Origin of the sequence: Parabacteroides massiliensis, assembly GCF_900155425.1 — a bacterium.
GTDB lineage: Bacteria > Bacteroidota > Bacteroidia > Bacteroidales > Tannerellaceae > Parabacteroides > Parabacteroides massiliensis.
This window is the reverse complement of the sequence record NZ_LT700191.1, coordinates 1,746,343-1,769,394: the sequence shown is the minus strand read 5'-3', so window position 1 is coordinate 1,769,394 and position 23,052 is coordinate 1,746,343. Positions and strand designations below refer to the sequence as shown.

The window sequence follows — 23,052 nt, the reverse complement described above, 5'->3', positions numbered from 1 at the left end:
AAATTATAAATTATGCGAATCAGCAGTTGGCTTTCTGATTCAAAAATTAAAAATTAACAAATGTAAGTAGAGCAATAGCCAACTTTCCAAAGGTATGTACCAACAGCCCTTTGGTAGCTCTTACTTTAGATGCTCTTTGAATTTCTGTTTTTTCATTCAGCCAGTTGAAAAAGGATTCGATAGGTTGTCTGACTTTAGAAACGGCTTGCGAGAAAAGGTCTCTTGCAGCTTTCTCCCTCTGTTTGAGAACTTCCGGTTCCCCTTTAATCTCTTTATGCGGAGTAAGCACTTTAACCGGATTGTTCTCATTAAAGAAAGAGAAATCGCTGTAAATCTTGTCTGCAAGCACCGTCTTTCCGGATAGGTATGGCACGCATTCGCTTTTGAATACGGTCAGGTCGTTGTCCGAAGCCGGTGTCAGAGTTATCATTTCCGGAAAAGGTAAGGTTCCCTCCCTACGCTGTCCTACCATATGCAGTTTCATGCCATAGTAGTACATGTTCTTAGTGGAGCAATACCCTTTTGATGTTATCTCCGTAGCTACTTTCCCCTCTCGGTTTTTCCCTTTACAGGTCACTATCGGCATAGAATCGACAATGGATATAATGGAGTCGCAATCCTTGGGCTTGAATGATTGTATCATGGTTTCCACCAGCACCTTAAATGTTTCTGAAAGCATATTTAGGCGTACGCAAAACGTTTGATAAGACGGCAATTTTGGAAACCATGATGACAGATACTCCTTAGCGAAGGTATGTATCTCCTTGATGTTGAAGTATCTCTGGCAGTACCCGCAGAACAGATAGATGGTAAGAACCTCCTCATCCGTAAACTCAGGATTGGAATTGTTACTGAATCTCTGGCAGTGGAAACGCAGAGAAGACTTATGGACATCACAGATATACATATACAAACCTATTAGTATTAACTTTTTCTCCTTGGGAATCATAATTAGAAAAATGAGTGGTTTTATTCTTCTAATTTACTGATTTTCAAGGAGATTACAAAATAAAATAATGAGATAATTAACTGAATTACAAACTTTTAAATCAAGAATCTGAAGATGTTTTCAACTGCTGATTCGCATAAATTATAAATCAACACAGCTTCTTAGCCATCACCATATAGGAATAAATAAGCACCACGGCATACCCGAACAGCGGCACGACAAACGAAAACGACATCGTCGAAATGTCGGCTACATAACCCATCAATAACGGTCCGACCGCACCACCAACCGGGGACATCATCAGGAAGGACGAAGCACGTTTGGTATAGTCGCCCAAACCTCTCAGTGAAATAGCAAAGATGGTCGGGAACATAATGGCCTCAAAGATATAACAGGCGAATAAAGCCCCTTTCGACAAGACTCCCAAATTCAGAGTAATGAACAAAGCCCCCAAAACAGTGAAGATCGCACATATAAACAAGACTTTCTCCGCCCGAATATAACTCATAACCCAGCTGCCGATAATACGCCCGACCATGAACAGGCCCAAACCGCCGAATGAAAGAACGATCGAGGCATCGTGAGCATCCATCCATCCGTCGTCGGTCACATAGTTGATAAAGAAACTGTTAATCGATATTTCCGCTATTTCGTAGCAGAACAAAGCTATCACGCCCCAAGTAAAACAGCGGTGTTTCCACAATCCTTTCAATCCGGCTTTTGCCTCTGCTGCCGTCTCTTCGCAATCGTCATGGTTGATCTCCGGCAGGCGGATGCGGAAGAAAATAAGAGCAACAGACAGGACGACTACGCCCATCACGGTATAGGGCAAAGCAATGTTAGCTTCACCGTTACCGGAAAACAGCAGCATCCCCCCGATCACAGGTGCACAGATACAACCTAACCCGTTGAAGGATTGGGCCAGGTTCAAACGGCTGGCAGCCGTTTCGCGATCTCCAAGCTCCGTCACGTAGGGATTGGCGGCCGTCTCCAAAAACGTCAGTCCGCAACCGATCACAAACAGGGAAAAGAGGAAGAAGTTGAACGACATCAACTGTTCGCTCGGAATGAAAAGCAATGATCCGATCCCATAGAGAATCAGACCGAACACCACCCCTTGGCGGTATCCGTATTTATTAATAAAAAGTCCGGCCGGGATAGCCATCGTAAAATAACCCGTATACATCGTGGCCTGGATCAAAGCGGAATGGGCTTTCGTCATGACAAGCGCTTCCTGGAAATGTTTGTTCAAGACATCCAAAATAGCATGTGCAAATCCCCATAAGAAAAACAGAGAAGTGACTAATACAAAAGGAACCAGATACTCTTTCTTTACCAACGATTTCTTTACTTTTTCCATTTTATTGTTATTTGTTTTATACTCATCTATTCATTTACACCGGATTGTATGTAACGTCGTCATCAGACTAATGCTACAAAAATACAGCATTTTTCCATACCAAGGAATCAACATTCTTGCATTTGGGCTGCATAATGGTTAAAAACACGCCATCTACGACCTTGCTTCAAGCCTTATATTTAAAGATATTACCCTACAACATATCTGGCCTTTTTCCCCATCAAACGGTAAATAGCAGCGACGACCAGCCAGGAAATACCAAATGCGACAACCGCGGCGGCAGGTATCTGCAATGCAACCGGGACATGCAGGGCACGCATCAGAACAACACTTGGACCGGTAAAGAAATAATGCACCATATAGACGCCAAACCCGCAAGTCGTCAGGTTCGACAGCAGGCTCTTGAGCCTTTCGGACCGAACGTTCACCTTTTTTGCCAATAGAAAGACCGGAATTGTCATCATCACTACATTAAGAGAACAATAGGTAAAGAAAAGTTCCAATAATTCTTCGCTATACTCCGACAATGCGGTAACATAACGGAAGCCACAAAAAGTCACACCATATCCGAGCACAAACATCGGGATTCCGACTAACAATATCTTACCTAATTTCCAATCATGATTACGCAAGTAATGACCTAAAAGCAGGTAGCCATTGAATCCGGCAAAATAATACAACATATTGAAAGAATTCCAGGAACAACCACCCCAGATATAAGGTGAAACAAACTGATAATAATAAGGTAACAGCGTCGACACACCCCAAGCTACCAGAAACCACAACTTGGCCTTCTCAGAGGCTTTCTCCACCCAGGCAGAGAAAACAGGCAGATACAGGTATAGCCCGATCAATAGATAAATATACCACATATGCACACCCACAATTGAGAAATTCAAAGGGAACTCTGCAATGTATTTCAAGGAAACAACCAACGATTGGCGAGCCACTTCTTCGCCCGAATAGGGGAAAAAGTCCAAGATCACCTCCGGTGACAGACCAAGTAATCCGGTTATCCAAGGGAACAGGTTATAAAGCACCGACCAGATCAGGAAAGGCCAAAAGACACGGCTGATTCTTTTTTTATAAAAGACAGAAGTGTCGCCTCTTACCGGCAGCAACAAGGCACCCGTAATCATCACAAACAAAGGAACGCAGGGACGGAGGAATGATCCATAGGCCGCACCCCAGAACTTAATCTGGTCGATATTGGCAGAAGGTTCGCCAGGATAAAAATTAAACGGGTCCGCACTATGGCAACAAACCACGGTAAACATGGCGACAAAACGTACCACATCCAACCAAACAACATGCGATTGGGCGATTGTCGGATTTTGACTCTTCATCATGATATTAGCTTTTTATTAAATTTATATTCCAGGTTAAGAACCGCCCGCCATGCAAACGGAATCAGGACGGCAAAGATAGAATAAAGTTTTGCACGTGTGGAGGAAAATTCAGATAAAAGAAAAAGCTAAGTTATTGATGATTCAACAACTTAGCTTTTATCCTTGTACCCAGAGCCGGGATCGAACCGGCATGGAAGTGAATCCACTGGTGTTTGAGACCAGCGCGTCTACCAATTCCGCCATCTGGGCATTTATTTCCGAAATGCGTTGCAAAGGTAACCATTATTTTTAAACCTGCAAACATTTTCCTCTTTTTTTTCATTTTATATCTTCTTAGGGTTTACAGATAGACGAAATCCCGGAATATTTCGTTAACTTTGTAAGAGTATAACAAAAACAACCTGGATCATCATGAAAGATAATTATTGCGTTATCATGGGCGGCGGAATCGGAAGCCGTTTTTGGCCTCTCAGCAGAGAAAGTTTCCCTAAACAGTTTCTTGACTTTTTTGGTACAGGCCGGTCGCTGCTACAAATGACATTCGATCGTTTCTCCAAGATTATTCCAATCGAAAATATCTATATCGTTACAAATGAACAATACGCTTCACTTGTAAAAGAGCAATTACCAGAATTGGGAGAATCGCAGATATTATTGGAACCGGCACGTCGTAATACAGCTCCTTGTATCGCTTACGCGGCATACCACATCAAAGCCTGTAACCCGAATGCCAATATTGTCGTAGCCCCATCCGACCATCTGATCCTGAAAGAGGACGTCTTTCTGGAAGATGTACAAAAAGGTCTCGACTTTGTAAAAAACAACAATGCACTGGTTACATTAGGCATCAAGCCGAGCCGTCCCGAAACAGGTTACGGATATATCCAAAGCAGTGACATCATGTTGGGAGAATTCACGAAAGTGAAGACTTTTACAGAAAAGCCGGATTTGGAACTGGCTAAAGTCTTCATGGAAAGCGGAGAATTTTTCTGGAACTCCGGCCTTTTCGTATGGAACATCAACGCCATCTTGGAGGCATTCTCCAAATTCCTTCCGGACATTTCCCTCCGTTTCGATTTGGGTAAAGAGAAGTTCAACACGCCGGAAGAACGTGATTTCATTACTGAGAATTTTCCTTATTGCCTGAATATCTCCATTGACTATGGTATCATGGAAAAAGCAGACAACGTGTATATGCTGTGCGCAGACTTCGGCTGGGCCGATCTCGGAACATGGGGATCGCTGTTTGATTTGGCGCAGAAAGACGAACAAAATAATGCGCTCCTAAAGAGCGAAGCGATGATGTACGAAAGTAGCGGCAATATCGTTGCGCTCGACAACCCGAAACGCCTCGCTGTCATACAAGGTATCAATGACTGTATAGTGGCCGAATCCGGCAACGTCCTCCTGATCTGCAAAAAAGAGGACGAACAACGTATCAAACAATTCGTTGCCGATGCCCAAATGAAATATGCCAAAGAATTTAATTAAAATGAAAGGGTGAAAGTTGAAAGATCCGACAAGCGGTATTTAACTTTCAACTTTCACCTTTTAACTATCCCTACTTCCACCCTCCTTACCTCATCATACTCTTCATGTGCTAAAAGAATATTATTTCCGGCATTGAATATCGACAGAGTGCAAGCATATACTCAAAAACGTCTTTTCTTGCGAGCATCGCGTGCGGCAGCAGTTCGTTTCCAAGGACGGTCGCTATCGCGCTCGTCTTTTCGGAAGGTGCGATCCGAACGGTCACCTCCCCTGCGGCCGCTATCTTTACCGCCACGTTTGCCCTTGTAACCGTCATCGGTATGCCGGCCGCCGTAACTGCGTTTGCCTCCACGCCCGCCATCCTCTTTCTTGCCCTGTGCAGGCTCGACGGAGATACGGCGTCCATCCACTTCAAAACCATTCATACTGTCCATCACGCGCTGGGCTTCCCCATCTTCCACTTCGAAGAAAGAATAGTTTTCGCGCAAGTCGATCTTGCCGATGCGCACCTTGCCCGGTACACATTTGTTGACCAGTTCGATCAGTTGGTTCGGATAGAGCCCGTCAGCCTTCCCGAAGTTGAGGAAGAAGCGTGAATAACCTTCTTCACTTGCATGAGCACGGCGTTCGCCACGCTCACCGCGTGTAGAACGTTCGTCCACCTGCTGGATCTCGTGGGCATCCTTATAGTAGTCGATCATACGGTTGAATTCGAGCGAAACGACCCGTTTGATAATATCCTCCTTGTCCAACCATTCCAGCTTACGGTAGATTTGAGGCATCAAAGAGGCAATCTCCTCTTCGTTCACTTTTACCTTTTCTATCTGGTCTACAAGATTAAAAAGTTGCTTTTCGCAGATGGCATGTCCGGTAGGCATTTCTCCTTTCTCGAATTTCTTGTTGATGATCCGTTCGATCTCGCGGATTTTGCCTTTCTCCTTCACATGGCAGATCGAAATGGAGACTCCAGTCTTTCCGGCACGCCCCGTACGCCCACGGCGGTGTGTATAGGATTCCACTTCATCAGGCAGGCCGTAGTTGATCACGTGTGTCAAGTCATCCACGTCCAAGCCGCGAGCAGCCACATCAGTTGCGACAAGCAACTGTATATTCTTGACACGGAACTTCTGCATCACGTAGTCGCGTTGCGCCTGGCTCAGTTCGCCATGCAACGAGTCGGCATTATAACCGTCCTGTATCAGTTTATCGGCGATCTCCTGTGTTTCCTTACGAGTACGGCAGAAAATGATGCCGTAGATATTCGGGTAGAAGTCGGCGATGCGTTTCAGTGCCAGATACTTGTCGCGTGCCTGCACCATATAATAGATGTCGCGGATATTCTTGTTACCTTCGTTCTTGTTGCCGATCACGATTTCCTTCGGATTCTTCATATACTTCTTCGTGATGGCAGCGATCTCCTTCGGCATGGTAGCTGAGAAGAGCAGCATATTACGGTTTTCCGGCACTTCGGCCAAAATTGCGTTGATGCTGTCGGTGAAGCCCATGTTGAGCATCTCGTCCGCCTCGTCCATGATGACGTTCTTCACCAAGCTGAGGTCTACCGTTTTACGATTCATCAGGTCCAGAAGGCGCCCCGGAGTGGCCACAACTACGTGCACACCGCGTTTCAACGTCTTGATCTGGCTCTCGATACTGGAACCTCCGTATACCGGGAGAACCTTCAGGTTGTCGATATACTTGGAGTAGTCATTCAGATCGTCGGCAATCTGGAGACAAAGCTCACGAGTGGGACAAAGTACGAGTGCTTGGGGGCAATATGTAGTTACATCGATTTTTTGCAGGATCGGAAGGCCGAAAGCAGCGGTTTTTCCTGTACCTGTCTGTGCTAATGCAATTACGTCGTTGTCATCTCCCAGTAGGAAAGGAATCACTTCCTCCTGTACCGGCATGGGCGATTCGTAGCCCATTTCTTGAATTGCCTTCAATATTGGTGCGGCAACTCCTAATTCTTCAAATGTTTTCAAAATGTGATATATGTATATATAATAAATTCAGAGTGGGGACAAAGGTACGCAAATAATTCGGATACCGATTAGTTTAGTATGATATCTTTTAATGTATCGCGCTCTTTTTCCGTGAGATGCAATCCTTTCGACAGATATTTATCGATCGAACCATATTCTTTCTTTATCTTATGGAAAGCCAAATCCAGCCATGTCTCGTTTGCTCCGAGCAGCACGGTGATGGTTTCTTGGGCATCCGTATTAAGATCGCGTGCCATATAGGCAAGGTGGCGCAGGTCTATGTGGTTATTGGAAGCCATATAGTCCTTCATGATCGTCTCTTCCGGCACATCGAGGGCTGTCAGCAGCATAGCTGTCAGGAAACCGGCACGGTCTTTTCCCATCGAGCAGTTCACAAGGATCGGATAGTTGTCCTTGTCGAGGAAGACTTTCAGGGCCTTACCGAACTGTTCGCTGTTTTCCGTCACATAGCTGATATAGGTGTCCTGCATGTACACAAGCCCGTCACCTTTACGTATGCGCCCTTCTTCCAAACGCCGGGTAATTTGCTCTTTTCCTTTTACCGGGATCGGAATGGAGATGATATTTACTCCTGCATATTTTTCCGGAGCGAGGGCGATCTCGTCTTCTCCCCGTAGGTCGATAACCGTTTTTATCTTCAGGTTGTCCAACCGGATGGTATCGTTGCGGCTCAGCGATTTGAGCTCGCCCGAACGGAATATCTTGCCCCAGCCAGTCATACGGTTTTCGTGTTCGCTGAAATAGCCTCCTATGTCACGCAAGTTTTGCACACTGTCCATCTGTACCGAGCGAGCGCCGACCGTACGGAAGTACTTGTCGTTGAATGACAGGAGAAAATATTTGCGGGTAATGTTGTCGTTCGTGATGTAAGTCACCCTTCCGTCGTTGATGTCGGCATAGCTACACGGCTGCGACATATCGAAAGAATTTGGAGTATCGGAGACATAAAGTTTCATCATCCCGTCGGTATGGGGATCCGTTTCCCATTTGATAATATAGTTACCGATGTCGTCACGCAGGCATATAGCGCGAATTTCAGGTGCCCGGCCGGAGCTGCATCCTGTCAATAAGGTCACACTGGTGAACAAGAAAAGAATCCGTTTCAATATCATACTTCTACTACTCATGCAAAGCAAAGATAGTGAAAAACATGTGTCTTTATACCCCTTTATCTCCCCGGTTAATGATATTTAAGACTGAGAGAGGTAGGAAGTTGCAAATTCTTTAGAAATGTAATTATCGTAACTGCAACAAACCTCGGCTGCCAGATCGATCCCGCAGCGGATGATGTTCGCCCACGTCTCCCGGGAAAGATTGGCGAGGTCGCAATGGCGGACATTATATTTTAACAGCCCGTAAAGAATGCCTGCATTGAAGTTGTCGCCAGCCCCGATCGTACTGACCGGATGGATGGCAGGCGAGTCGAAATGACAGCGTAAGTCTCCATGATAGAGATTCACGCCTCCGGCTCCGTGAGTGGTGATGAAGCGGTCGCAGTAGAAACGGATATGGTCGGTATAGACCTTTTCACTGTCGGTCTCCCCGAAGATATTGAGGAAGTCCTCGTCCGAGCCGCGTACGATATCAGCATATTCGAAGTTCTCGAGCAATGTCGGGGCGAGGCGTATCGCTTCGTGGGCATGTGCCTTACGGAAATTCGGATCGTAGTAAAGGATAGCCTTGCGCTGGCGTGCATAATCGAGAAATTCAACCATCCGTCCTCTGAGCGCAGGATTCAGTGAATAGTAGGAACCGTAGATAAAAATATCGTCTTCGTTGATCTCCGGCAAGGGCACATTGAGGCGTTGCTTCGGATAGTCCTTATAAAAGGTATAGTTGGCATTACTGTCGCCATCCAAAAATGCGAGCGAGATTGGACTTTTGCCGTCCGGAAAACGATCGACATAGCGGGTGGAAAGGTTGTTTTCCGTCATGAAGTCACGAATGATGTCACCGACATGGTCATTGCCGACTTCGCTGATGAAGGAGACAGGCACTCCGAGGCGGCCTAACGAGATAAGGCCGTTGAAAGTCGACCCGCCGGGCACAGCCGCATGGGGTTGGTTGTTCTTGAAGATGATGTCGAGAATGGTTTCTCCGATACCGATTACCTTCCTCATGCTGCTTATCTGTTTTCGTTTTTACACTGTTCGCGACTTTTCGAACCCAGGTAACCGCCATGATGCCGTTTGGCATAATCGGGATAGCCGAAATTTATACGCTTCATGGTACCGACTACCAGCAGGTCGCCTATTACCGTCATGACTGTGGTCGATGTGGTGGGGGTGAGTCCTAAGGGGCACACTTCTTTCGGCGCACCGGTCGGCAGGCAAATCGTCGCTTCGCCTGCCAGCGGGCTGTCCGGATTACCGGTGATCACGATAAACTGCATCTCCGGCACAAGACCACGTGTCAACTCCACCAGTTCAAGCAGTTCGCGTGTCTTGCCGGAATTGGAGATGAGCAACATGACATCGTTCTTGCGGACGATACCGAGGTCGCCATGTTGTGCTTCACTGGGATGCAGGAAGTAGGCGGGCGTACCGGTCGAGCAGAAAGTGGTCGCGATGTTCATGGCGATCTGCCCTGCTTTTCCCATACCGCTGGTGATCAGGTTTCCACCGAGTTCATGCACATGTTTCACAATGAGTGTCACTGCCTCTTCATAACCGCTGGTTATCGGGATATTGCGTACAGCTTCAGCTTCTTGTTGCAGAATAGACGAGATTGCTTCGTTTATCATAGCTTCTAAAATGATTCTATATATGTTATGAATTTAACAAAGTACAAATGTATCTATTTTAATGATACCTGCACAGCCGGAGGCATATATTTTTGTACTTTTGTGCCCTCTAATGAATCGATAATGGAAAAAGATTATTTCTCACATATTTTGCCGAATGGTTTGCGTATCGTACATCTTCCTGCTGCGTCTCCGGTATCGTATTGCGGGTTTGCCGTAAATGCGGGGACACGGGATGAGGAGGCGGACGAATTCGGATTGGCTCACTTTGTCGAACACATGATATTTAAAGGAACGGAAAAGCGTAAGTCCTGGCATATCCTGAACCGGATGGAGAATGTGGGAGGAGAACTGAACGCCTATACCACAAAAGAGGAGACTTTCGTTTATTCCATTTTTATGGAGGAACATTTCCGGCGGGCTTTCGAACTGCTGGCCGACCTGGTGTTCCATTCGCAGTTTCCGGAACAGGAGATAGAGAAAGAGGTGGACGTGATCCTGGACGAAATCAATTCATACGAAGACAGTCCATCGGAACTGATTTTCGATGAATTCGAGAATCTGCTGTTCGAGGGCCATGCATTGGGGCATAATATCTTGGGAGACGAGCAATCGTTGCTCAGTTTTGGAAGCGAGTCTGGCAAATCGTTTATGAGGCGTTTCTATGCTCCCGAAAACATGGTGTTCTTCTCGATGGGCCGTATCCCGTTCAAGAAGATCGTACAGATGGCGGAAAGCACCCTGTCTGATATTGCTTTTCCGATGGCGGCACGTAACCGGACAGCCCCAGGTAAGATACTCCCCTCCAGCCGCCAAATACACAAAGATACCCATCAGGCACATGTGCTGATCGGAGGACGGGCATACAGCATGCACGATGAGAAACGCCTGCCTCTGTTCTTGCTGAACAACCTTTTGGGAGGTCCGGGGATGAACAACCGTTTGAACGTCTCTCTCCGGGAGAAGAACGGACTTGTCTATAACGTCGAATCGAACGTGACTTCTTATACTGATACAGGGCTGGCGAGCATCTATTTCGGAACCGATCCGAAAAACAAAGAGAAAGCGATCAAGCTCGTTCATAAGGAACTGGCCAAGCTGCGCGATGTGAAGTTGACCGCAACCCAATTGGCAGCAGCCAAAAAACAAGTGATCGGGCAATTAGGTGTCTCAGGCGATAACCGGGAAGGTCTGTTTCTGGGCTTGGGTAAGAGTTTCCTCCATTATAACCGCTACGACACCCTGCCGGAAGTTTTTGCCAAGTTGGAAAAACTGACTGCCGAAGAGATACAGGAAGTCGCTAACGAGGTTTTTGCGCCGGAACGTCTGTTCAGCCTGATCTATCAATAAGAGACGTTAGCCTATACTCTCCTCTTCCCTTTTCAATTCCGACAACTTGTCTTTATCGGACACCCGACTTTTCAATTAAGAGAGTTTGGGCAAATGTCATTTTATTATCTCTATCCGGATAAATCTGTACTTTATGAAAGGTTAAAAAATATTACCCGTTAGTGTAATTCCAAAAACATGGGGTACTAATCCGATTTAGAGGGGGTAGTAGTGACATTTTGATAATCTTAAAAACATGTTCCTTCATCATCCCGGATATGCATGGACCTTCTTTGCAGACGTCAGCCGGCATACCACAAAGAGATATTTAAGTTCAGCACATACGTAAATGAATATTTCCGTATCTTTGGGAGGTTATAAAATAAGATATAATATTATGAAGGCAATAGAACCGAGTCTGATCAAAGACAATTTCATAGAGATAATCGGAAAAGAGTGGATGCTGGTAAGCGCCGGCGACAAGGATAAGTTCAACATGATGACGGCAAGTTGGGGAGGCGTAGGTTTCCTGTGGAACAAGCCGGTAGTGTTTGTTTTTATTCGTCCGGAACGTTATACCCGCGAGTTTGTCGATGCAAAGGGCTTTTTCACACTTTCTTTCTTAGGAGAAGAGCATAAGGCCGCCCACAAGATTTGCGGTTCGAAGTCGGGACGGGATATCGACAAGGTTGCTGCAACGGGTTTGACGCCTTGTTTTACCGATCTGGGTAACCCTTGTTTCAAGGAATCGCGCCTGACGCTCGAATGTAAGACCCTTTACGTGACAAAGATTGACAAGGATCATTTTGTCGATTCCGCCTTATACGATAAGTGGTACAACGCAACATCCGGAAACCCGCACAACGTCTATGTAGCAGAAATCGTGAATGCCTGGTCCTGAGCCTGGCTTAGACGATTCCCAGTTCACGGAGCATCTGCTCCGTGTGCGTCAGGAAATATTTCGTCAGTTGGTAATGTTCTGTCTCCTCAAAAGGAGTCAGACGGGCACCGTTTTCGTCTATGTTGTAGATGTCTGCTCCCGGATAAGCCATCAGTATCGGCGAATGAGTGGAAATGATAAGTTGGCATCCTTGATCTGCCAACTCTTTTATCCGTACGAGCAGCGACAGTTGGCGTTGGGGGGAAAGGGCTGCTTCCGGCTCGTCGAGAATATAAAGCATGTTCCGCTCTCCATAGTTGAGGAACGTGCTGAGGAAACTTTCACCGTGCGACTGTTCCAGCAGGCGTCGTCCTCCGTAGCGCCCCATAGAATAGTCGCGCCCATATTTGAGGATGTCGCGCATCGACTGGGCATCGATCTCGCGGGCGTGATCAAAAAAGGATTCGGCACGGAAAAAGAAATGATCGTCCGGCTTGCGCACCTCCACTAAGCGAATCTGGCCGGGCAAGACATTGGCGAGTACTTTGTGACTCTCGTCTCCATCATTCAGCATACCTTGCAAATCTTCATCACGCCTCTCGTATTTATACATGACGGCCTCTAATAGGGTCGACTTACCGATTCCGTTTTCTCCCACCAGGAACGTGACGGGCTTCGTGAACACAAGTTCATCCATATAGCGCACGGCTGCCGCCTTGTACGGATATTTCAAGTCTTCTACCGGTCCTGATACTTCGTCCGGATTGATTAGTTTGATTTGCTTCAGATAAATCATTTTGATACTGATAATGTTGGAAACTCTGTCTTCGGGGACTAAGGTACGAAAGAAAAACAATTCAGGATTCTCTATTTTCAATTAAATCCTTCGCTTGCGGGAAACGGGGTAAGAGCCAGTGTCAAATAGTTGGACGGTCGGGCGTCAAAAAATTGGACGATCGCCAAGGGAACTTCTTTAATTACGCCTGATAATCTGAACATTACATTTCTGGCACGCCATTTGCTTCCTTTCTGGCATGATGAATGCACAAATAACGATTAAACGAGGTTTCTCTCTTTTCCTTCTCGTCTTCCTGATTTCATCGGGAAACTTGCAGGCACAATCCGGTTGGACGGTGGACGATTGCATGCGCTACGCCGTCGAGCAGAACTACCGGATACGGAACAGCCGCCTGGATACGCGGATTGCCGGAGAAGATCTGACTGCCGCTTATGGCGATTTCCTTCCCTCGGTGAGTACTACCGGTGCGTTGGGAAAACGTTTGGGACGTTCGGTGGACCCGAAGACAAATCTCTATACTTCCTCTTCCTTTCTGGAAAGTACGGTGGGATTGAATGTTTCGCTTCCTGTGTTCGACGGGTTTACACGCGTCAACCGTTTGCAATTCCGCAAACTGAACAGGCAACTCAGTGGCCTTACGGAGAAGATCGAAGAGAACCGGATTGCATTTGAGGTGATGGATGCTTTCTTTCGGCTCCGCTTCGACGAGAAGATGTATCGGCTTGCCGTCGAGCAGCGGAAGCTGAGCGAACGCTATCATGGACAGATGCTCGAATATGTAGAACTGGGCATGCGTTCCCCTTCTGATTTGCAGGAAGTAAAAGCACGCCTGCAATCCGATGTTTACCAGGAGACAGTGAAGGCTAACAGTTGCCGCTTCTCGTTGCTTGCCTTGAAGGAACTATTGAATATGCGGAATGCCGATACATTGGCAATCCTCCCCGATAAGGAGAATGAGCTTCCCGCATTACCTGCTCCCGATTCCAACGAACTCTATGCCGCCTCCGAGACTTCACTGCCGGAATTCCGGGCTATGGAGTTGAGGGAAAGGGCTTCCCGCAAGTCGTTGGCGATAGCGTCCGGTGCTTTCTCTCCCTCCGTCAAGGCGGAGTTCAGCCTCTATTCCGGTTACTACGACACGGAAAGGAATGAGTCGGGCGGAATCGTCCCGATCAAGGAGCAGTTGAAAAATAATATGAATAAATATATCGGTGTGAGTGTTTCGCTGCCCTTGTTCAGTGGATTTTCCCGCCTGACCGGTGTCAGAAAAGAGCGTTTCCGCCTACGCCAGATACAAAACGAGAACGAACAACAACGTATCGGCCTCTATAAAGAGATAGACGATGCATGCCTGTCACTTCGGGCATCCATAGAGGAACATAGGCAGGCGCTCGAACAACTTCGTTCTTCATCCATCACACTGAGAGAGAGCGAGGAGAAATGGGAAGAAGGAATGATTTCTGTCTTCGAGCTGATGGAGAAGCGGAATCTTTATATCATGGCTAAGGCAGAATTGAGTCGTACCCGGTTGCAGTATGAGTTGAAAAAGAAATTAGTGGAGTTTTATAGAACCGGATCGTTCGTTACCTCTGAATCGACCCGCAAGTAACAGATAAAATATAATAAATGATGATGAATAACAACATGGACACCCGCATTGAGCGGAAGTCTCGATTTCAGAAGAAACACATCTATACCGTAGCAGGAGGAGTCGCCATACTGTTTTGCTTGCTCTGGTTCATTTTTCGCGACACCTCCTCTTCCATGAAGGTGGAGAAAGAGCGGATTACGATCGCCACCGTGCAAAAAGGAGAGTTTAACGACTATATCCGTGTCATCGGGCAGGTATTGCCGGACCGTATCATCTATCTCGATGCCATCGAAGGCGGCCGTGTTGAAGAACGTCTGATCGAGGAAGGAGAACAAGTGAAGGCGGGCGACGTGATACTCCGTCTCAGTAACCCACTCCTGAACATCGGCATCCTGCAAAGCGAGGCTGACCTGGCCTATCAGGAGAACGAGTTGCGCAACACCCGTATCAGCATGGAACAGGAACATCTCAGGCTGAAACAGGATCGTATCGCCTTGAACAAAGAACTGACACAGAAGGAACGCCGTTTCCGGCAATACGATCGCCTTTATAAAAAGGAGCTGCTTTCCCGTGAAGATTTCCTGCAAGCTAAAGAAGATTACGAGGCTGCCCTCGGACAGCTTACGGTCGTGGATGAACGCATCAAGCAGGACGACCTGTTTCGCAGCAGCCAACTGCAGAGTCTCGATGAGAATATCCGAAATATGAAGAAGAGTCTCGCCTTGGTCCGTGAGCGTCTGGAAAACCTGAAAGTGAAGACTCCCGTCAATGGCCAGTTAGGAAATCTGGAAGCTCAGATAGGCCAGTCCATCGCTCAGGGTGAACGCATCGGGCAGATAATCACACCCGAACTGAAAGTGGAAGCCAAGATCGACGAACACTACGTGGAGCGTGTCATGTCCGATCTCCCCGCCAGTTTTGAACGGGAGGGAAAAAAATACGATATGGAAGTAACGAAAGTCTACCCGGAAGTGCGAGAAGGGCAGTTTCGAACCGACCTGCATTTCATCTCCGCCCGACCGGAAAATATCCGTGCCGGACAGACCTACCACCTGAATCTGCAATTGGGTGATCCCGTTCAAACAGTGATCATTCCCCGTGGAAGCTTTTATCAGGCAAGTGGCGGAGAGTATATGTATGTCGTGGACGAAGAAGGGAGGACTGCTCGCCGCCGTCCTGTTCGTATTGGCCGCCAGAACCCGCAATATTACGAAATTGTGGAAGGACTGCAACCGGGAGATAAAGTGATTATTTCCGGATATGACTTGTTTGGTGAAAATGAACGATTAATTTTACGCTGATGGAATATTGGTCTCAGGTAATCAAAAGCCAGCGGGCGCGAAAGTCTCTTTCCGTCCTGAATGTGTTCGGTCTTTCCGTATGTATCGGTGCAGCCTTGCTGATTATGCTCTATGTATGGTTTGAATTGAGTTTCGATTCGTTCCATAACGGAGACCGTGTCTACCGTGTGGAGAGCCGCCTCTATGAAGGGGCAACTTTGACAGACAATTGGGCGACGACTTCTTTCGGGCATGCCCCCGCCATGTCTCGCGAGATTCCAGGTATTGAACAATATGTACGTGTGACAGCACAAGATCGCGGGCAAGAGGTAACGTTTGGCGACCGGCAGTTCATAGAAGAGCAGTATTGCTATACCGAACCGGCATTCTTCGAGCTCTTCAATTTTCCGATCCTCAAAGGGGGAAAAAGCGAACAATTGATCCGTCCGAATACAATGGTGATAACCGAAAGTGCCGCACGCCGTTATTTTGCCGACGGTGAACCTATCGGTAAAGTGCTGGCTTTTCGTACTTCTTCGTCCGAACAGCATTTCGAAGTGACGGGTGTAATTGCCGATATGCCTTATAATTCGCATCTGCATTATGACTTCCTGCTGTCCTTTTCGACTATTCCGGAGGCAAGGCGCGACATTTGGTATATTCACGGTGTTTATACATATATCCGGCTTGAACCGGGAAAGAAACCGGCCGATATCGAAACGGCATTCCATGCCATCTCCGGGAAGTACAAGACGACGGCGTTGAAGCACAAGGACTGGAAAGTCGAATTGATCCATCTGTATGATATTCATCTGACTCCTCGCAAGTCTTATGAAAAAGAGGGAAAAGGGAGCAGTATGGCTATACGAATCCTTTCCGTGATGGCAATCGCTCTTTTGTTGATCGGCTGGGTGAACGCATTGAACCTGACGGTTGCCCGCTATTTGGAACGAGGCAGGGAATTCGGCATCCGCAAAGCATTCGGAGCTTCTCGCAGGCAGGTGGTCCTGCAAGGATTGTTAGAAGCCGGGTTGTTGAACTTATCGGCTCTGATCTTGGCTCTCGGTTGGGTCGAAGTGTTATTGCCTTTTGCCCGCCGTTGGGCGGAACTGGATTTTGCTGCCGGTGCATTCCTTTCTCCGGAATTCTGGGTCATGGCGGCAAGTGTGTTTATTGGGGGGACTTTATTTACCGGGTTGTATCCGTCGTTCCTGCTGACACGCATCCGTCCGGCAGATATTATGCGGGGAAAGTTGTTGCACAGCCACAAAGGGAACCGGATGCGGAAAGTATTGATCGTCGGCCAGTTTCTCGCCTCTTTCGTTTTGATTTCCGGTACGCTGGTGGTGACCGGACAGGTTCATTACATGCAACAGGAAACTTCTTCCGTTTCTTCAAGCCGAATACTGGTGGTGAAATATCCGGCTTTTACCGAAGGTATGTCTGTCAAAATGGAGAGTTTCAAGAAACGATTGGAACAGATACCTTATATCGTTCATGTTTCTGTCTCCGGTGCTGTGCCGGGTGTCGAGGTGGCGAACTACTTCACCAATCGTCCTTACGGCAGTGACCTTTCCGAAGTAAAACTGATACAGATGTTTGCTGTCGATTATGACTATCTGCCGCTTTACTCGCCGGATATGTTTTGCGGACGTACTTTCTCGGAAACATACGGCAATGAGCGGAATAAAGTCATCTTAAATGAAGAAGCGGTACGTCAGCTCGGTTATTCTTCTCCGGAAAAGGCTTTAGGAGAACAATTGGCCATGGAGGTTCTGGAAGAACCGCTCGAAGTGATCGGAGTTGTGAAAGACTATCACCAGCAGTCGCTTGCAGAACCGTACAAGCCGATCCTCTTTTTTCTGAAAGAGCAGGTTCCGTTTATTGCGACTCCTTACATATCCGTCAAAATGGATGGTTCGGTCAATTCTGATCGGTTGGCTGAAGTGGAACAGATGTATCGGACTTATTTTCCGTCCGCCTTTTTTTCTTATTTCTATTTGGATGATTATAGCGACAGCTTGTATAAGTCGGATCGCAATTTTGGTTGGATTTTTGCCAGTGCGTCACTCTTGGCTGTCTTCGTAGCCTGTTTGGGTCTATGGGTCGTGACACTTTTTTCCATGCTGGCACGAGTGAAGGAAGTCGGGATACGAAAAGTATTGGGGGCAGGGAAAACAAGTCTTTTTATCATTTTGACACGTGAATTGTTATTTCTTACGGTGCTTGCTACCATATTGGGGTTACCTGTTTCCGTGGTTTTGATGAACGGATGGCTGGAAAGTTATGCTTTTCATATCGTATTGCCTTGGTGGGTGTACGGGGTGGCATTTGTGTTGTTGATGTGTATCGCTTTCCTGACAGTGCTTCGCCAGGTGTGGCGCGTGATCCGGTTGAAACCGATGCGTATTCTTAGGAATGAATAATTTAAATGTATATGAATATGATTAAAACAGAAAATCTGTCTATGGTCTTCACTACGGAAGAGGTACAGACGAAGGCATTAAACGAGGTAAGCATTGAGATCAAACAAGGTGAGTTTGTAGCCATCATGGGGCCTTCGGTTTGTGGCAAATCAACCTTGTTGAATATCCTGGGGACACTCGACTCTCCAACCTCCGGAAAATACTTCTTTAATGGCAAAGAGGTAGACAAAATGGGAGAAAACCAGTTGACGGTTTTCCGTAAAGGGAATATCGGCTTTGTTTTCCAGAGCTTCAACCTAATAGATGAATTGACGGTCTTCGAGAACGTGGAATTACCGTTGATATATCTCGGTGGCCGGAAGTCTGAACGTAAACGGAAGGTGATGGAGGTCCTCGACCGGATGAACATCGCGCACCGTGCCGGACATTTTCCACAACAGTTATCAGGCGGACAACAGCAACGTGTGGCGATCGCACGTGCCGTGGTGACAGATTGTCCTTTGATTCTCGCCGATGAACCAACAGGGAACCTGGATTCGACAAACGGGGCGGAGGTGATGGAATTGCTCAGTGAGCTGAACAAGCAGGGAACGACGATCGTCATGGTTACCCATTCGGAACGGGATGCCGGTTTTGCACACCGGATTATCCATCTTTTGGACGGACGAATCGTTTCCTGAATATTTATAAATAAAAATCTATCGGACCATGATATTATCAAATTACTGGAACAGTGCGTGGCGAAGCCTTACCAAAAAGAAAGGGTTCAGCGCCATCAATGTTGTCGGGCTGGCAATTGGTATGGCAGCGGCCCTACTGATCCTGACATATGTGGCCTTCGAGTACAGCTACGACGATATCCACACCCGGCAGGACCGCATCTTCCGCGTCGAAGCCCGTTTCTTCGAGAACGGAGAGCTGACGGACGACTGGGCAAGTTCGTCTGCCGGCTATGCTACGGCTATGAAGCAGAATATGAGTGGCATTGAAGATTATACCCGTGTCGGAAGCCAGTATTATCCGGAACAGGTCGTGAAATACAACGAGCTATTGTACCGCGAAACCGGTATCGGTTATGCAGAGGCCAACTTCTTCAATTTTTTTGATTTCAAACTATTGAAAGGGAATAAGGAAAACTGCCTGGACGGGCCGAACAAGGTGGTTATCACCGAACGGATTGCCCACAAATATTTCAAGGGAGAAAATCCGATTGGGAAAATCCTGATCTTCCGTAGTAATATCGGAGAGGAAGCCTGCGAAGTGACGGGTATCATGGAAGATATGCCGGTCAATACACATGTCCGCTATAGCCTCCTGATCTCTTACAAGACACTCCCGAAATGGATGGATGAATATTGGTATCGCCACGAAGTCTATTCGTATGTTTTATTGAAGTCGGCAAATCTGAAGACACAAGTAGAGGACAATTTCCCGGAAATGGCCGAAAAATATAAGACGGAAGAGGCGTTGAAGAATAGAGCATGGGCAATTCAGTTAACGAATCTACGTGATATTCATCTGAATTCACAGAAAGCATATGAGCCGGAAGTAAAGGGGAACCGCTCTTCTATCTGGGTATTGATCTGTACGGCACTTGCCATTCTTTGTATCGCTTGGATCAACTATATCAACATGACCGTTGCCCGTTCGATGGAACGGGCAAAAGAGATCGGTATACGCCGAGCTTCAGGAGCAAGCCGAAGGCAGGTCGTTTTCCAGTTCCTTTTCGAATCGCTGGTAACGAACAGCATCGCTTTTATTCTGGCTGTCGGGCTGATGGAAGCGTTGATGCCTTCTTTCAATAATCTGACGGGGCGAGCTCTGAGTTTCTCTGTCTGGTTTACGACCTCGCTGGGATGGTATCTGTTGCTGATCTTCGCGATCGGTGTGTTTCTTTCCGGCTTTTACCCGGCTACGATCTTATCCGGTATCAAGCCTATCCGGATGCTGAAAGGGAAATTCACCCATACACGTGGGGCAACGGCCACCCGTAAGGTCCTGGTGGTGCTGCAATACACGGCTTCTTTGGTATTGCTTTGCGGAACATTGATTGTGTACGCGCAACTTCAATACATGCGAAGTGCTTCTTTGGGAGTACGGGTAGATCAGACATTGGTACTTAAGTTCCCAGCACAATGCGAGGAACTTGCGATGAAGTTGGAGGCTTTTAAGAAAGAAGTAGCATTCTTGCCTTCTATCAGGACAGTGACGGTTTCCGGTGCAGTTCCCGGAACGGAGGTGGCCGACTTTCTGTCCATCGTCCGCGAAAATGATGTGACAAAGCAGACACGCCTGTTGGAGATGCTGAGCTGCGACGAGTATTTTCTGGATGCTTATGACATGAAGTTTGTTGCCGGTCGCGGTTTTTCCGAAGATTATGGAGGAGATTTTTATAAAATTGTCCTAAACGAATCGGCCGTACGTACATTAGGATTCGAATCGGTCGATACTGCTTTGGGGCAACGTCTGTCTGTCGAAACCGTCGATCAGCCAATGCAGATCATCGGAGTAGTGAAAGATTACCATCAGCAGTCGCTTAACAAAGATTATACGCCGATCCTGTTTGCCTTGCATGAGAAACTGAGCTGGATGAAGCAACGCTATATCTCTGTCGTTATGGAGAACGGTAACCCGCGTGATCTTGTGAAGCAAGTCGAAGGTGCATGGGAACGTCATTTCCCGGATTCCAGCTATGATTATTTCTTTCTCGACCAGTTCTTCGACCAGCAATACCGGCAGGATGAAGTATTCGGGGTGATTATTGCACTCTTTGCGATACTGGCGATCTTTATTTCTTGTATGGGATTGGGTGTCCTGGTCATGTTTTCTTGTTCGACCCGTATCCGGGAGATGGGAATTCGAAAAGTTCTGGGAGCTTCCAGGATACAGTTGTTCTATGAGTTGGGGCGCGAGTTCTTCCTGCTGATTGCCATTGCTATTGTCATCGCCCTTCCTCTTTCAGGTTGGATTATGGGAGACTGGCTAAACCATTATTCGTTCCGTACAGACTGGAAAGCTTGGTTCTTCTTCGTTCCGGTTCTCCTATTGTGTGTGATTTCTTTGCTGACCATCGGCTGGCAAACGGTCAAAACCATCTTCAGCAAACCGGCCAAGTCCTTGCGCTACGAATAAATAAAGAGAGTACATTATTGGCTCCAAATAAGTCGCCAATAGTGTACTCTGTTATAATACGAATCAGAAATATTCGGCCTATACCTGATCTCTTATCCATTCTTCAACACATCTTCCTTATCAGGAGCGCCGGGTTCGGGTGTAGATTCAGGATTGAAGGGGTTGAAATAATAGATGCCTTTTTCACCAAGGTATTGCAAGAAATAAGGAAGTTTTTGCATAAAGAGGCTGCATTCCTTTGATTTGGCAGGAGTCCAAGCTGATTCGGCTACAGCAACCAAGCGTGGGAAAGCCATATAGTCCAAACGCTTGGCATCGGCTACCCGTTCCGTCCAAAGGGAGAACTGAAGGCCCATCACCTGATCTTCATAATCGCGCGTCAGATGGATGATAGGTTCGGGAAAACAGTAGATGTTCTCGATCGTGTTGTAACCTCCCCATACACGACCTACTTTATGGCCACCATACTGGATGAAGTCGGCATACAACGGACGGCGCGGAGTCATAATCACCCGGTAACCATTTTCGAACGCCTTCACCAACTGGTGTTTGCGGTCGTGGCGCCACCACATGACGACAGCTTTGTCGGGAGAGACACCGGCATCGATCATCTCGTCCCAGCCAATCATCGTCTTGCCTTTGGATGCGACGATATCGGCGGCACGGCGAATAAAATACTGTTCCAGGCCCGTCTCGTTACCCAAGTTCTTATCTTTGATGAATTGCTGGATTTCGGGATCGGTGAACCAACTTTGGTTGCCGTAGTGCACTTCGTCGCCTCCGATATGGATATAAGGGGAAGGGAACAAAGCGACGATCTCGTCGAGCACGTTGCTGATAAACTCGAACGTTTCTTCTTTGCAAGGATGAAACGTGAAATGCTGCCATTTGCCCTCTCCTCCACCGGAGATTTCGGGATAGGAACGGCAGACGGCAGTAGCATGGCCCGGCATGTCGAATTCGGGAACGACCATGATATGGCGGTCGGCTGCATAGGCGACGATCTCCTTGATCTCTTCCTGGGTGTAGAACGTAGCAGGTGCTTTAGGATCATGCCAGTTACCAACAGCCCCCTCGGTGGTGAGCTTCGGATAGCGCTTGATCTCGATACGCCAGCCCGGTTCGTCGGTCAAGTGCCAGTGGAACACATTCAGCCGAAGAGACGCCATGATGTCCAGATATTGTTTCACCTTTTCTTTACCGAAGAAATGGCGGCTCTCGTCTAACATGAAACCGCGCCATCCATAGCGGGGTTGATCCTGTATCTTGCAGACCCGCACATTGCCTTTACCGAAACGGGAGAGTTGCAAAAGGGCTTCCTTGGCATAGAACAGGCCGGCTTCGGAAGAGGCTTGCAATAGAACACTGTTCGGTTCGACAATGAGCGTATAGGCCTCATCGGCCATTTTGCAATCGTTTGTCAATTCCAGACGGATGGTTCCACTGGCAGATGACGCTTGCATACCAGCTTCTTTCAACTCGGATTGCAGCCCGGCGGCCAACTTGTCGGCATACCCGCCATTACCTTGTATTTGCAGATTCTTTCCGATAGTGAACGAGCCTTTCCCGTTCTGTACCTTTACCGGTGTCGGGAGCAAAGGTTGTTGTGCTGCCAAAGGCAACACGAATAGAAGTAGTAATGTGCTTAAATAAATTAGTTTTCTCATGGTTTGTTATATTATTGGGCAAATATATAAAAATTTATATCTTTAACCGC

Annotated in this window: 17 protein-coding genes and 1 tRNA gene; 8 read left to right on the top strand and 10 right to left on the bottom strand. The window is 47.3% G+C overall.

Annotated features, from left to right (window positions below):
• Nucleotides 1–46 precede the first annotated feature (46 nt).
• The 4 genes from BQ9893_RS18100 to BQ9893_RS18085 all read right to left on the bottom strand — a co-directional run bounded on the left by BQ9893_RS18100 (nt 47) and on the right by BQ9893_RS18085 (nt 3,907).
• A complete protein-coding gene (locus BQ9893_RS18100; protein WP_244155011.1) occupies nt 47–679 on the bottom strand; it encodes a transposase in 633 nt (210 codons plus the stop codon).
• Nucleotides 680–1,097: 418 nt separating this feature from the next.
• Nucleotides 1,098–2,309 (bottom strand): sugar MFS transporter, encoded by a 1,212-nt coding sequence (locus BQ9893_RS18095; RefSeq protein WP_075967213.1) that lies wholly within the window; start codon nt 2,307–2,309, stop codon nt 1,098–1,100.
• Between the two features lie 188 nt (nt 2,310–2,497).
• Complete coding sequence (locus BQ9893_RS18090; RefSeq protein ID WP_075967212.1) at nt 2,498–3,658, bottom strand: acyltransferase; 1,161 nt, start codon at nt 3,656–3,658, stop codon at nt 2,498–2,500.
• A gap of 165 nt (nt 3,659–3,823) precedes the next feature.
• Nucleotides 3,824–3,907 (bottom strand) — tRNA-Leu (locus BQ9893_RS18085).
• A 162-nt stretch (nt 3,908–4,069) separates the two neighbouring features.
• Between BQ9893_RS18085 and BQ9893_RS18080 the strand changes: the two genes are divergently transcribed.
• Nucleotides 4,070–5,149: a mannose-1-phosphate guanylyltransferase gene (locus BQ9893_RS18080; RefSeq protein ID WP_075967211.1), complete on the top strand. Its 1,080-nt coding sequence runs from the start codon at nt 4,070–4,072 to the stop codon at nt 5,147–5,149.
• Nucleotides 5,150–5,310: 161 nt separating this feature from the next.
• On the opposite strand, the gene BQ9893_RS18075 is transcribed toward BQ9893_RS18080, so the two are convergent.
• From BQ9893_RS18075 to BQ9893_RS18060, 4 genes are all read right to left on the bottom strand, one after another.
• Nucleotides 5,311–7,077, bottom strand: a complete 1,767-nt coding sequence (locus BQ9893_RS18075) for a DEAD/DEAH box helicase (RefSeq protein ID WP_075967459.1) — start codon at nt 7,075–7,077, stop codon at nt 5,311–5,313.
• A 125-nt stretch (nt 7,078–7,202) separates the two neighbouring features.
• Nucleotides 7,203–8,267 (bottom strand): tyrosine-protein phosphatase, encoded by a 1,065-nt coding sequence (locus tag BQ9893_RS18070; protein ID WP_075967210.1) that lies wholly within the window; start codon nt 8,265–8,267, stop codon nt 7,203–7,205.
• A 78-nt stretch (nt 8,268–8,345) separates the two neighbouring features.
• Nucleotides 8,346–9,275: a carbohydrate kinase family protein gene (locus tag BQ9893_RS18065; RefSeq protein ID WP_075967209.1), complete on the bottom strand. Its 930-nt coding sequence runs from the start codon at nt 9,273–9,275 to the stop codon at nt 8,346–8,348.
• Nucleotides 9,276–9,280: 5 nt separating this feature from the next.
• Nucleotides 9,281–9,898, bottom strand: a complete 618-nt coding sequence (locus BQ9893_RS18060; protein WP_075967208.1) for an SIS domain-containing protein — start codon at nt 9,896–9,898, stop codon at nt 9,281–9,283.
• A gap of 123 nt (nt 9,899–10,021) precedes the next feature.
• Here BQ9893_RS18060 and BQ9893_RS18055 point away from each other — a divergent pair, with 123 nt between their 5' ends.
• Together BQ9893_RS18055 and BQ9893_RS18050 are read left to right on the top strand one after the other, a co-directional pair.
• Nucleotides 10,022–11,248, top strand: coding sequence for a M16 family metallopeptidase (locus BQ9893_RS18055; RefSeq protein WP_075967207.1), 1,227 nt, complete (start codon nt 10,022–10,024; stop codon nt 11,246–11,248).
• Between the two features lie 376 nt (nt 11,249–11,624).
• The gene (locus BQ9893_RS18050) at nt 11,625–12,128 is read left to right on the top strand and encodes a flavin reductase family protein (protein WP_075967206.1); all 504 of its coding nucleotides are present in this window, start codon (nt 11,625–11,627) and stop codon (nt 12,126–12,128) included.
• Nucleotides 12,129–12,135: 7 nt separating this feature from the next.
• Here BQ9893_RS18050 and BQ9893_RS18045 read toward each other — a convergent pair whose 3' ends face one another.
• A complete protein-coding gene (locus BQ9893_RS18045) occupies nt 12,136–12,903 on the bottom strand; it encodes an AAA family ATPase (protein ID WP_075967458.1) in 768 nt (255 codons plus the stop codon).
• 238 nt (nt 12,904–13,141) lie between these two features.
• On the opposite strand from BQ9893_RS18045, the gene BQ9893_RS18040 reads away from it, so the two are divergent.
• From BQ9893_RS18040 to BQ9893_RS18020, 5 genes are read left to right on the top strand one after another with little or no spacing between them, the layout of a single operon-like run.
• Complete coding sequence (locus BQ9893_RS18040) at nt 13,142–14,515, top strand: TolC family protein (protein WP_075967205.1); 1,374 nt, start codon at nt 13,142–13,144, stop codon at nt 14,513–14,515.
• Between the two features lie 35 nt (nt 14,516–14,550).
• Complete coding sequence (locus tag BQ9893_RS18035; protein ID WP_075967457.1) at nt 14,551–15,798, top strand: efflux RND transporter periplasmic adaptor subunit; 1,248 nt, start codon at nt 14,551–14,553, stop codon at nt 15,796–15,798.
• A complete protein-coding gene (locus BQ9893_RS18030) occupies nt 15,798–18,203 on the top strand; it encodes an ABC transporter permease (RefSeq protein ID WP_075967204.1) in 2,406 nt (801 codons plus the stop codon). The genes BQ9893_RS18035 and BQ9893_RS18030 overlap by 1 nt, the downstream gene beginning before the upstream one ends.
• Nucleotides 18,204–18,220: 17 nt before the next feature.
• On the top strand, nt 18,221–18,883 hold the full coding sequence (locus BQ9893_RS18025; protein ID WP_075967456.1) for an ABC transporter ATP-binding protein: 663 nt from the start codon (nt 18,221–18,223) through the stop codon (nt 18,881–18,883).
• Between the two features lie 28 nt (nt 18,884–18,911).
• On the top strand, nt 18,912–21,335 hold the full coding sequence (locus BQ9893_RS18020; protein WP_075967203.1) for an ABC transporter permease: 2,424 nt from the start codon (nt 18,912–18,914) through the stop codon (nt 21,333–21,335).
• Nucleotides 21,336–21,427: 92 nt separating this feature from the next.
• Here BQ9893_RS18020 and BQ9893_RS18015 read toward each other — a convergent pair whose 3' ends face one another.
• Nucleotides 21,428–23,002: a beta-N-acetylhexosaminidase gene (locus tag BQ9893_RS18015; RefSeq protein WP_075967202.1), complete on the bottom strand. Its 1,575-nt coding sequence runs from the start codon at nt 23,000–23,002 to the stop codon at nt 21,428–21,430.
• Nucleotides 23,003–23,052 lie beyond the last annotated feature (50 nt).

Bases quoted from the DNA above. Each gene is read 5' to 3' on its own strand.
- BQ9893_RS18100 (WP_244155011.1), bottom strand. From the start codon at position 679: ATGCTTTCAGAAACATTTAAGGTGCTGGTGGAAACCATGATACAATCA.
- BQ9893_RS18095 (WP_075967213.1), bottom strand. From the start codon at position 2,309: ATGGAAAAAGTAAAGAAATCGTTGGTAAAGAAAGAGTATCTGGTTCCT.
- BQ9893_RS18090 (WP_075967212.1), bottom strand. From the start codon at position 3,658: ATGATGAAGAGTCAAAATCCGACAATCGCCCAATCGCATGTTGTTTGG.
- BQ9893_RS18080 (WP_075967211.1), top strand. From the start codon at position 4,070: ATGAAAGATAATTATTGCGTTATCATGGGCGGCGGAATCGGAAGCCGT.
- BQ9893_RS18075 (WP_075967459.1), bottom strand. From the start codon at position 7,077: ATGGGCTACGAATCGCCCATGCCGGTACAGGAGGAAGTGATTCCTTTC.
- BQ9893_RS18070 (WP_075967210.1), bottom strand. From the start codon at position 8,267: ATGATATTGAAACGGATTCTTTTCTTGTTCACCAGTGTGACCTTATTG.
- BQ9893_RS18065 (WP_075967209.1), bottom strand. From the start codon at position 9,275: ATGAGGAAGGTAATCGGTATCGGAGAAACCATTCTCGACATCATCTTC.
- BQ9893_RS18060 (WP_075967208.1), bottom strand. From the start codon at position 9,898: ATGATAAACGAAGCAATCTCGTCTATTCTGCAACAAGAAGCTGAAGCT.
- BQ9893_RS18055 (WP_075967207.1), top strand. From the start codon at position 10,022: ATGGAAAAAGATTATTTCTCACATATTTTGCCGAATGGTTTGCGTATC.
- BQ9893_RS18050 (WP_075967206.1), top strand. From the start codon at position 11,625: ATGAAGGCAATAGAACCGAGTCTGATCAAAGACAATTTCATAGAGATA.
- BQ9893_RS18045 (WP_075967458.1), bottom strand. From the start codon at position 12,903: ATGATTTATCTGAAGCAAATCAAACTAATCAATCCGGACGAAGTATCA.
- BQ9893_RS18040 (WP_075967205.1), top strand. From the start codon at position 13,142: ATGATGAATGCACAAATAACGATTAAACGAGGTTTCTCTCTTTTCCTT.
- BQ9893_RS18035 (WP_075967457.1), top strand. From the start codon at position 14,551: ATGGACACCCGCATTGAGCGGAAGTCTCGATTTCAGAAGAAACACATC.
- BQ9893_RS18030 (WP_075967204.1), top strand. From the start codon at position 15,798: ATGGAATATTGGTCTCAGGTAATCAAAAGCCAGCGGGCGCGAAAGTCT.
- BQ9893_RS18025 (WP_075967456.1), top strand. From the start codon at position 18,221: ATGATTAAAACAGAAAATCTGTCTATGGTCTTCACTACGGAAGAGGTA.
- BQ9893_RS18020 (WP_075967203.1), top strand. From the start codon at position 18,912: ATGATATTATCAAATTACTGGAACAGTGCGTGGCGAAGCCTTACCAAA.
- BQ9893_RS18015 (WP_075967202.1), bottom strand. From the start codon at position 23,002: ATGAGAAAACTAATTTATTTAAGCACATTACTACTTCTATTCGTGTTG.